This window comes from Microbacterium sp., from assembly GCF_026393345.1.
Taxonomy (GTDB): domain Bacteria; phylum Actinomycetota; class Actinomycetes; order Actinomycetales; family Microbacteriaceae; genus Microbacterium.
This window is the reverse complement of record NZ_JAPLAI010000060.1, coordinates 21,135-29,295: the sequence shown is the minus strand read 5'-3', so window position 1 is coordinate 29,295 and position 8,161 is coordinate 21,135. Positions and strand designations below refer to the sequence as shown.

Annotated in this window: 8 protein-coding genes; 4 read left to right on the top strand and 4 right to left on the bottom strand. The window is 71.4% G+C overall.

Annotation, left to right across the window (positions count from 1 at the left end):
- From NT132_RS12105 to NT132_RS12095, 3 genes are all read left to right on the top strand, one after another.
- On the top strand, positions 1-1,642 hold a 1,642-nt coding region (locus NT132_RS12105), incomplete at its 5' end, for an SMC family ATPase (RefSeq protein ID WP_297789253.1).
- 54 nt (positions 1,643-1,696) lie between these two features.
- A complete protein-coding gene (locus NT132_RS12100; protein ID WP_297789250.1) occupies positions 1,697-1,876 on the top strand; it encodes a hypothetical protein in 180 nt (59 codons plus the stop codon).
- Between the two features lie 10 nt (positions 1,877-1,886).
- Entirely contained in the window at positions 1,887-3,437 is a 1,551-nt protein-coding gene (locus NT132_RS12095) for an MFS transporter (protein WP_297789247.1), read from the top strand.
- 6 nt (positions 3,438-3,443) lie between these two features.
- On the opposite strand, the gene NT132_RS12090 is transcribed toward NT132_RS12095, so the two are convergent.
- The 3 genes from NT132_RS12090 to NT132_RS12080 are packed head-to-tail and all read right to left on the bottom strand — an operon-like array spanning position 3,444 to position 5,102.
- Positions 3,444-3,998, bottom strand: a complete 555-nt coding sequence (locus NT132_RS12090) for a nucleoside phosphorylase (RefSeq protein WP_297789244.1) — start codon at positions 3,996-3,998, stop codon at positions 3,444-3,446.
- A gap of 1 nt (position 3,999) precedes the next feature.
- Positions 4,000-4,131 carry a hypothetical protein gene (locus NT132_RS12085; protein WP_297789241.1) on the bottom strand — a complete coding sequence of 44 codons (132 nt, stop codon included), beginning with the start codon at positions 4,129-4,131 and terminating at the stop codon, positions 4,000-4,002.
- A 20-nt stretch (positions 4,132-4,151) separates the two neighbouring features.
- A complete protein-coding gene (locus NT132_RS12080) occupies positions 4,152-5,102 on the bottom strand; it encodes an aldo/keto reductase (protein WP_297789238.1) in 951 nt (316 codons plus the stop codon).
- Positions 5,103-5,266: 164 nt separating this feature from the next.
- Between NT132_RS12080 and NT132_RS12075 the strand changes: the two genes are divergently transcribed.
- On the top strand, positions 5,267-5,851 hold the full coding sequence (locus NT132_RS12075) for a hypothetical protein (protein WP_297789236.1): 585 nt from the start codon (positions 5,267-5,269) through the stop codon (positions 5,849-5,851).
- A 95-nt stretch (positions 5,852-5,946) separates the two neighbouring features.
- Here the strand turns inward: NT132_RS12075 and NT132_RS12070 are convergent, their stop codons facing one another.
- Positions 5,947-8,010, bottom strand: a complete 2,064-nt coding sequence (locus NT132_RS12070; RefSeq protein WP_297789234.1) for an NAD(+) synthase — start codon at positions 8,008-8,010, stop codon at positions 5,947-5,949.
- Positions 8,011-8,161: the final 151 nt, after the last annotated feature.

Sequence of the window (8,161 nt, the reverse complement as noted above, 5' to 3'; positions counted from 1 at the left end):
GCAGCGCGCGGCCGCGCTCGAGGCCGAGTCGCTGAGCGGCCGCGCCCACGCCGCGGCCCAGACCTACCGGAAGGCCGCAGAGGCATCGGAAGCCGCCTCCGGGCTCGTGGCCGCGCTGCTCCGCCGACGCCTCGACGGTTTCGCCGGCGAGCTCGCGGCGTCCCTCGCGCCCGGCGAGAACTGCCCGGTGTGCGGATCCGCCGAGCACCCGCATCCGGCCAACATCTCCGTCGACGCCGTCACGGACGAGCAGTTCGCCGCGGCAGAGGCCGCCCGCGACCGTGCCGTCGCCGCGGAGCGTGAGGCGGCGGATGCGGCGGGCGCGGCGCGCGACGTGCTGGCCGCCGTGCAGGGGCGGGCAGGAGGCGTCGGCGTCGCCGAGCTCGACGACCAGCTTGCGGAGGCCGCCGCCCGGGTCGCCGCAGCGGAGGAGGCCGCCCATGAGCGCAGCCGCCTGATCGAGGCCAGGACCGAGCTCGTGGCGCACCAGGAGCGGGTTGCCGCCTCGATCGCCCAGCTCACCGGTCGCCAGAGTGAGGCGCGCGAACGCGAGGTGCGCGCGCAGGAGCGGCTCACCGCCGCGGAGACGGCCGTCGCCGATGCCCGGGGCGATCACGCCTCCGTCGCGGAACGGATCGCCGCCGGCACCCGGCTGCGCGACGCGGCGCGCGCCGTCGTGACCGCGCGGGACGCGGCCGCCCGCGCCACCACGGCGCTCACCGACGCGCGGGAGCGTGCCGATGCGGCGCTCGCCGACTCGACGTTCGCCGATGACGCCGAGGTGCGAGCCGCGTTCCTCGACCCGCAGGAGCAGGACCGCCTGTCCACCCGGGTCGCCGCGCACGCCGGCGAGCTGACGGCGACGCGGCAGCGCCTGCTCGAACTCGAACTCGAACTCGCCGGCAGTGACGACGACGCGATCGACGTCGACGCCTCCCGGGCGACGCTGCAGGCCGCGGATGAGGCGCGGTCCGCCGCGATCGCCGCCGAGGAGGGGGCGCGCCACCGGGTATCCGCCCTTCGTGACCTGCTGGAGCAGATCGACGCGGCCCACGCCGCGGTCGCCGAGCAGACGGCAGAGGCGGAGGCCGTGGCGCGCCTGGCCGACACCGTCGCCGGGCGCGTGCCGAACACGATGAAGATGGACCTCGAGACCTTCGTTCTCGCGGCCGAGCTGGAGGAGATCGTCGCGGCCGCAAACCTGCGCCTCGCCGAGATGTCCTCCGGCCGGTACGCCCTGCTGCATACCGATGCGCGCGCGGCTCGCGGCGGCGCATCCGGGCTCGGCATCGAGGTCATGGACGCGCACACCGGGCGCTCCCGCCCGCCGCAGTCGCTTTCCGGTGGCGAGACGTTCCTCGCCTCGCTCGCACTGGCGCTGGGCCTCGCCGAGGTTGTCACCGCCCGCGCCGGCGGCATCCGGCTCGACACCCTCTTCATCGACGAGGGCTTCGGATCCCTGGATGCGGACACCCTGGAACTCGCGATGCGCACCCTCGATCAGCTGCGCGCCGGGGGGCGTGCGGTCGGCGTCATCAGTCACGTCGAGGCGATGCAGGAGCAGCTGCCGGCCCAGGTGCACGTCGCGGCGACCGCGAACGGCCCGAGCATCATCCGGCAGGAGTCGACGCTGCCGGTGTGAGCGGCGGATCCGCAAGCGGAATCTCACGGGCGGAGCCGCGCCTAGGCTGGTGGTGTGACCAAGAACACCCTATGGACCATCCTCGGAGTCATCGCGGCGATCGTCATCGCCTGGATTCTCGTGAGCGTGCTGTTCTCGCTGCTCCAGATCGTGTTCAAGCTCATCATCGTGGCCGTCGTCGCCGTGCTGGTGTTCTTCCTGATGCGGGCTGCGTTCCGAGGGCCCCGTGACTGACGATCAGCGGGTGCGCCGACCCGACACCGGCACGCATCCGGTCACCCGCGACATCCCCCTCGACTCCCGTCGGCGGTGGCAGGCCTTCGCCGTCTGCGTCGCCGTGGCGGCCATCACGATCCTGGACCTGTCGAAGGTGAACGTCGCTCTGCCCTCCATCGAGACGGCGTTCGGATCGGGATCGACCGAACTGCAGCTCATCGTCTCCGGGTACGTGCTGACCTTCGGGCTCTTCCTGGTGCCCATGGGCCGGATCGGCGACCAGCGCTCGCGGCGAAGCCTGTTCATCATCGGGCTGTCGGTCTTCACGCTCGCGAGCGTGGCGTGCGCCCTCGCCCCGAGCACCACGGTGCTCCTCATCGCGCGGCTTGTGCAGGGCATGGCGGCCGGCACCCAGATGCCGCAGGTGCTCGGCCTCATCCAGCAACTGTTCCAGGGCAAGGAACGCGCGCGGGCGTTCGGCCTCTTCGGTGCCACGATCGGCATCGCGACCGCCTTCGGCCCGACCCTCGGCGGTCTGATGATCGCGCTCGGTGGACCCACTGACGGCTGGCGCTGGATCTTCTGGATGAACCTCCCGCTGGGGCTCATCGTCATCGCGCTGGCACTGTTCCTGCTGCCGCAGACCCGCACGAAGTCGCGGCGGCGACTCGAACTCGACCCGATCGGTGTGGTCCTGTTCGCGGTGACGATCATCGCGCTGATGCTGCCCTTCCTGTTCACCACGGGCTCACCCGACGACAAGCCGCAGCGCTGGTGGCTGCTGATCGTCTTCGTGCTGTTCGCGGCCGGGTTCTTCGCGTGGGAGCGCCGCTATGCCGCATCCGGCAAACAGCCGCTCATCCCGTTCGGGCTGTTCCGCATCTCGTCGTACCGCAACGGCACCCTGCTGCAGACCGTCTACTTCGCAGCCGCGCCCGCGATGTTCCTGCTGACCACCCTGTACCTGCAGAGCGGGCTCGGCATCGAACCGCTCTTCGCCGGCATGGTCACGGTCGGCTTCGCCCTCGTCAGCGCCGTCGCGTCCTGGTACGGCGGGGCCCTGGTATCGCGGTTCGGGCGACCCGTGGTGGTGTGGGGGCTCGCCCTCATGCTGGTGTGCGTCGCCGGCCTCGTCATCACCGCCGTGTACGTGCCGGATTCCGTTACCCCCTACGTCATGGCGGGCGTCATGGTCATCGGCGGCGTGGGCGGCGGGCTCGTGATCGCGCCCAACCAGACGTTGACCCTCGCCGATATCCCGGTCAAGCAGGGCGGGCTCGCGGGCTCCGTCGGGCAGCTCGGACAGCGGATCGGCACCGCGGTGGGGACGGCGGTCGCGCTCGCCCTCTTCTACGCCACGATCTACCGCGAGGGAGCTGGCGGACCGAGCAACACGGTTGTCTTCCATGACGCGTACGGCTACGGCATGACCGCCGTCGGGCTCTTCCTGTCCGTCGCCTTCGTCATCGCCGTCGTCGACCTGTCGGCCCGGCGCAAGGTGAAGAAGGCGAAAAAGAAGAAGCCCGCGGGTGCCGGAACACCGGCGGAGGCGGGAGCCCCCACGGATTCCGGGGGCTGAGTCCGCTCAGACCCCGTATTCGACGCGGATGCGCTCACGCAGCCACTCGCTGCACGTGGCCACGACCTCGTCCCACAGCGTGGTCGCACCGTCCTGTGCGCGGTCGGAGACGGCCTTGAACACCCGGATGGGGACGCCGCGGCGCTCCGCCACCCAGAAGTAGGCGTACGTCTCCATGTCGACGAGCGAGGCACCGAGGCTCCGGATGTGGGTGACCGCATCCGCATCATCGATGAACCGGTCGCCGGTCGCGATGACGACGCCCTCCCCGCCACCGGTGCGTTCGGGCAGGGCGACGTGGCGACCGACGACACCGTCGAGATCGGCGACGTCGTGCTGCAGCGCAGCGGTCACCTCGTGAACGTCACCCTCGAGGGCGGGGTCGAGGCATCCAGCGGTGCCGACGACGACGACCTCTTCGTACTCGCGGGCGAGCAGCGCCTCGTCGAGCCCCACAGCGGCCTGGAGCTTGCCGAGGCCGGTAACGAGGATCTCGAAGCCCTCGAGCTCCTCGGGGAACGCGGTGATCTCCGACGCGAGCGCCGCAACCAGGAGCCGCATGTCAGTTTCCTCCGGAGACGATAGCGATGATGCCGGAGACCAGCATGAACACGCCGACCGCGCTGACCACGAGCCAGATGCCGATACGGGCGGGGGACGGCTTGTTGCCGTCGTCGGGGGAGGGGAAACTCACCCTCCGAGGGTAACCGGACCTCAGGCCGGCGTCGTCCACGCCGAGACCCGGTCGAGTTCCGCGATCTCGTCGACCGTAAGCTGCAGGCGCGCGCCGTCCAGCAGGTCCTGCACCTGCTCCGGGCGGGAGGCGCTCGCGATGGGCGCCACCACCGCCGGCTGCGCACGCAGCCAGCCGAGAGCGGTCGCGGCGATCGAGACGCCGTGCGCGGCACCGATCTCCGCCAGCGCGTCCACGATCGCCAGGCCCTGCGGGGTGGCGTACTTCGCGGCGCCGCGTGCCCGCGGGGAGCTCTGGCCGGCCGCATCCGTCGACCGGTACTTGCCGGTGAGGAAGCCGGCCGCCAGTGCGTAGTACGGGACGATGCCGAGGTCGAACTCCTCGGCGAGCGGCAGGATGTGCTCTTCGACGTCGTTGCGGTGCACGAGGTTGTAGTGGGGCTGGATCGCGATGGGCAGATCGCTGCCACCGGCCTGGGCGAGCGAGATCCAGGAACGGATGCGGTCCGCCGTGAAGTTCGAGACGGCGGTGTAGCGGACCAGGCCGTCGGTCACGAGGTCGGAGAAGCCGGCGACGATCTCATCGAGCGGGACGTCCGGGTCGTCGTAGTGGGCGTAGTAGAGGTCGATGGTGTCGACCCCGAGCCGGCGCGCGGAGGCCTCGGCCGCGGCGCGCACGTTCGCCGGGGACAGACCCGGGAAGTCCGGATGCTTGCTCACCTTGGTGGCCACGACGACGTTCTGCGGCTTCCGCGACGCGAGCCACTCGCCGATGATCGTCTCGCTCTCGCCGCCCGAGTTGCCCGGGGCGAACGCGCTGTACGCGTCGGCGGTGTCGATGAAGTTCCCGCCGCCCGCGTGGAAGGCGTCGAGGATCTCGAACGAGGTGTCGCGGTCGGCGGTCCAGCCGAACACGTTGCCGCCGAGCGAGAGCGGGAAGACGTCGAGGTCGCTGCGTCCGATGCGGGTCATGCGGGGTTCCTTCCTCCGGGATGCCTCCACTCTGCCGCATCCGTCGCGCTTCCCGCGCGGGGAGCGTTCGACGGCGTCATCGGGCGACCCGGGTCGAACCGTGGCGGCGGTTCCCGGTGCCGGGCACGACGTAGTCTGAGGTCACGGCTTGAAGGAGGACTCCGGTGGAATCGACCAGACTCGACACCCCGATCGGGATCGACGCCCGGCTCGGCTGGGACCCCGCCCTTCCGGAGCATGATCGCAAGCGCATCCTCGCCCGGGAACTCATCTCGGCGCGGCTCGGCATCGACCCCGGTGACGTGCGCGTCGAGCGCGAGGCCCCGACCGTGTTCGGCCATCACACCCACCTCTTCCCCACTGTGGCGGGCCAGGCCGTGCCCTTCGCCGTCCGCGACGTCAGTCACCGTGCAGCGACGGTCGTCGCGATCGCCGACCTCGCCACCCCGCTCGGACTCGACATCCGCGACGTGCTGCCGGATGCGGAGACCAGGGCCGCGATGCACGCGCACTCGCACCTGTGGGAGGGCACCGGCGAGGCGCAGTTCCTCGCACACTGGACGCGCGTGCAGGCCGTGCTCGCCGCCGACGGCCGCGGCCGGCAGGTCCGTCCCGAGGCGGTGCGTCTCGACGGTGTCCACGGCTGGATCCCCGACCGTCCGGTGCACTACCGGCTCGTGGACCTCTCGCGAAAGGCCTTCGTGATCACGCTCGCCTACGCCGAGGTCGCGGCGCCGCCCGTCGGCTGAGCGCACCTGGACCGCGCGCCGTCCGCGTCTGGGCCGGAACTGCCACGCGAACCGCGCGGCGTGTCGCGCGGGCAGCGTCGCGCGAAGGATGCGGGTCAGTCGGCGTACTGCGGCAGGGCGGCGTCCAGCTCGGCCAGCCAGGCGTCCGCATTGCCGTCGCTCGGGGCGCGCCAGTCGCCGCGCGGTGACAGCGACCCCGCGGCAGCGACCTTCGGACCGTTCGGGATGGCGCTGCGTTTGAACTGTGCGAAGCCGAAGTAGCGGCGGAGGAACACCTTCAGCCACCCCACGATGGTCGCCTCGTCGTAGGCGTAGCGCTCGTCCTCGGGGAATCCGGCGGGCCAAGTGCCCGCATCCGGGTCCGCCCAGGCGCGGGTCGCGAGGAACGCGATCTTCGAGGGCCGGAAGCCGTACCGCAGGACGTGCGCCAGCGTGAAGTCGTGCAGCGCGTAGGGGCCGATGGTGTCCTGCGTGGACTGCACCTTGCCGTCTTCGTCGGCGGGCACCAGCTCCGGGCTGATCTCGGTGTCGAGCACCGACTGCAGCACCTGCGCCGTGGCCTGATCGACGCCCTCGCCGGCGGCGATCACCCAGCGGATCAGGTGCTGGATGAGGGTCTTCGGGACGCCGACGTTCACGGCGTAATGGCTCATGTGGTCGCCGACGCCGTAGGTGGCCCAGCCCAGTGCGAGCTCGGACAGGTCGGACGTGCCGATCACGATCCCGTTGTGCCGGTTCGCGAGCCGGAACAGGAAGTCGGTGCGCACGCCGGCCTGCACGTTCTCGAAGGTCACGTCGTAGACCGGCTCGCCGTCGGCCGCCGGGTGCCCGATGCCGGAGAGGATCTCGGTCGCCGCGGGACGGATGTCGATCGTCTCGATGGTGGCGCCGACCGCCTCGGCCAGGGCGAGCGCGTTGGACTTGGTGTGGTCGCTGGTCGCGAAGCCGGGCATCGTGTACGCGAGGATGTCGCTGCGCGGCCGGCCCATCCGGTCCATAGCCCGCGCGACGACGAGCAGGGCGTGGGTGGAGTCGAGCCCGCCCGAGACCCCGATGACAGGCTTCGGCTGCCCGATGGCGCGCAGCCGCTGCTCGAGCCCGGACACCTGGATGTTGAACGCCTCGTAGCAGTCCTGGGCGAGCCGGGCCGGGTCGTCCGGCACGAACGGGAAACGGTCGAGCGCCCGGCGAAGCCCGATGTCCCGCGTGGGCGGGTCGAGCCGGAAGTGCACGGTGCGGAACGCGTCGGTGCGGGCCGCGTGGGTGCGCCGGTTGTCGTCGAAGGTGCCCTGGCGCAGCCGTTCCTGGCGCAGCAGGTCAAGGTCGACGTCCGCGATGCTCCGTCGCGGGCCGTCGGGGAAACGCTCGGTCTCCACGAGCAGCCGCCCGGACTCGTAGATCATCGTCTGGCCGTCCCACGACACGTCGTTCGTGGATTCGCCGGTGCCCGCCGCGGCGTAGGCGTAGACCGCGAGCCCCCGCAGCGACTGCGACTGCGCGAGGATGTGCCGGTCGTCGGAGCGGGCGATCGTGATGGGGCTGCCGCTGAGGTTCAGCAGCACGGTGGCGCCGGCGAGGGCCGCTTCTGCGGACGGCGGGATGGGCACCCACATGTCCTCGCATACCTCGGCGTGCACGACGAGCCCCGGCAGATCGAGTGCCTCGAACAGCAGGTCCGTGCCGAACGGGGCGAAGCTCGCTCCCACCCGGATGTCCTCGCCGCGCACGTCGTCGCCGGCGGCGTACCAGCGGCGCTCGTAGAACTCGCGGTACGTCGGCAGGTAGGCCTTGGGTGCGACGCCGAGCAGTTCGCCGCGGTGGATGACGACCGCGCAGTTGTAGATGCGGTTGCGGTGCCGCAGCGGCGCGCCGACCACGAGCACGGGCAGCAGGTCTTCGGATGCGGCGACGAGCTGCTCCACGGCGGCTTCGACGGCATCCAGGACGGCGTCCTGCTGCACGAGATCCTCGATCGCGTAACCGGACAGGCACAGTTCGGGGAAGACCGCGACCGCGACGCCGTCGGCATCGCACAGGCGCGCCTCGGCCAGCACCGACTCCGCATTGGCGGCGGGATCGGCGATGCGCACCGGGACCGTGCACGCGGCGACGCGCGCGAACCCGTGGCGGTAGACACTGTCGAACGGCAGATCGCTCACCCCCTCAGTCTTGCACCTCGGCTCCGCCGTACGGTGTCCGGGCCGCCGGATGCACGGCTCGCGTCTGCCCGCGCCCCGGCCGCCGCCCGGCCGTCGTCGGCCCGGGTCCCCGCGGGCATGTCCCACTTTCTGTCGTTCTGAGGGGCGGATA

Coding starts and splice junctions, on each gene's coding strand:
- NT132_RS12090 (WP_297789244.1), bottom strand. CDS start 3,998: ATGCGGCTCCTGGTTGCGGCGCTCGCGTCGGAGATCACCGCGTTCCCC.
- NT132_RS12080 (WP_297789238.1), bottom strand. CDS start 5,102: ATGACCCGCATCGGACGCAGCGACCTCGACGTCTTCCCGCTCTCGCTC.